At 65.0% G+C, this 1,672-nt stretch carries 1 protein-coding gene; it reads right to left on the reverse strand.

Features of this window, described 5'->3' with window-relative positions:
- Positions 1 to 3: 3 nt before the first annotated feature.
- On the reverse strand, positions 4 to 1,581 hold the full coding sequence (locus ABUA09_RS01825; RefSeq protein ID WP_227152144.1) for a catalase: 1,578 nt from the start codon (positions 1,579 to 1,581) through the stop codon (positions 4 to 6).
- Positions 1,582 to 1,672: the final 91 nt, after the last annotated feature.

Below are 1,672 nucleotides of genomic sequence, written 5' to 3' on the forward strand. Positions count from 1 at the left end.
CTCTCATGCCCCGCTCTTTTCCGCGACCCGGCCGCCATAATCCCTGTCGGCGCGGTTCAGGTAATCCAGCACAGTTTCCCGCGTTTCCCGGGACACGCCGCGCAGCTCCGAGGCGATATTTTCCTCCAGGTGCTCCTGCTCCTCCCGCGGGAGCGCGCGGTATCGCTCTCCCGCCTGCGTAAAATCATCCCGGCGGGAAATTCCGGCCCTGACCTGTGTCCCCGCCGTTTCCGCGCCCAGCCCGGAAGACACCTGCTGGTCCGGGGTCCAGCCTTCCTGGCGATTAACGGGTATCTTCCGAAAATCCGTCCCCAGACGGCGGCGTTGGGCATCCCAGTACACGGCGGATCGCCCCTGCAGCAGTTTGTCGTCAGAAAACTCCGCACCGGGGAGCAGATTGGCCGGGGAAAAGGCCAGTTTTTCCACCTGCTCCCGGTAGTTCTCCGGATTCCGGTTCAAAATCAGCCTCCCCACCGGCTGGAGCGGATAGTCCGCTTCGCTCCACACCTTGGTGGCATCCAGCGGGTCATAGGGCAGACTTTCGGCGTCCGCCGGGTCCATAAGCTGGACCCGCAGCTCGTATTCCGGCCCTTCTCCCCGGGCAATGGCCTCGTACAGCCCCCGCCCCGCCACGTCTGGGTCCCCTGCCAGGGCGGCAGACTCCGCCGCCGTCAAAAACTCCGTCCCCGCCTGGGGGAGCCAGTGGTATTTGACGTATCTCCGCTTTCCCGCCGCATTTCGCCAGACATAGGTGTTGACCCCGTAGGTCCGCAGATGGCGCAGGCTTTTCACGGTCCCCGCGTCCGAGTAAAGCCATGTGACGAAGTGGAGCGCCTCCGGCGCATGGGCCACAAACGCCCAGAATCGCTCCGGGTCCCTGAGGTTGCTCCCCGGCGCGGGCCCCAGCGTCCGGATGAATTCCGGAAAGCGCATGGCGTCCCGCACGGAGAATACGGGGAGGTGATTGCAGAGGAGATCAAAGACGCCGTTGCCGGTGTAAAATTTGGTGGAGAAGCCCCGTACGTTCCGAGATGCGTCAGGCGTGTCCCGGCTGCTAACGGCCAGGGAAAAGCGGGAGACCGTGGGCGTCTGCTCCCCCACCCGCTGCAGAAAGGGCAGCATGGTATATTCCCCCATGGCCCGCCCCGTCTCAAACTGGCCAAAAGCCCCCCATCCCTTTGCGTGGACCGCCCGTTCCAGGGGCTTTTCATGGATAAAGCCCGCCAGCGTCTCGTGCAGCGCTCCATCCAGCAGCACCACCGGCCCGCCCGCCCCCACTGTCTGGCTGTGGGCAGAGGGCTCCTCCTCCGGCATGGGAGGAGGAGCGCTGTCCGTCCGCTCCCACGCCGTCTCCCCCTGCTCTTCAGCGGGCGCCGCCTCAACCAGGGGTGCGGGTTCCGTCTCCCTCTGCCGTACCGGGGGGGCGGGAGGCTCCTGCGGCAGACGCTCCGGAATGGGGGGCTCAGATGCCGTACTCCGGGTCACGGGAATATAGGGTTCTCTGCGCGGTGTGCCGCCAGGCAGGTAGGGTACCCCTTTCCGGGGGCGGTTATGTTCCAGTTGATACCATCCATTGGACATAGCAAGACCTCCATCCATGTTGCATCATCACCCAATCCTATGCGCCTCCACCCGAAAAAAGACGGCAAAGGCGCGCCGCCTGCCGTGGCGG

It is taken from the genome of Intestinimonas sp. RTP31139st1_F5_RTP31139_211217 (assembly GCF_040226735.1).
GTDB classification, from domain to species: Bacteria; Bacillota; Clostridia; order Oscillospirales; family Oscillospiraceae; genus Intestinimonas; species Intestinimonas butyriciproducens.

Bases quoted from the DNA above. Each gene is read 5' to 3' on its own strand.
- ABUA09_RS01825 (WP_227152144.1), bottom strand. From the start codon at position 1,581: ATGTCCAATGGATGGTATCAACTGGAACATAACCGCCCCCGGAAAGGG.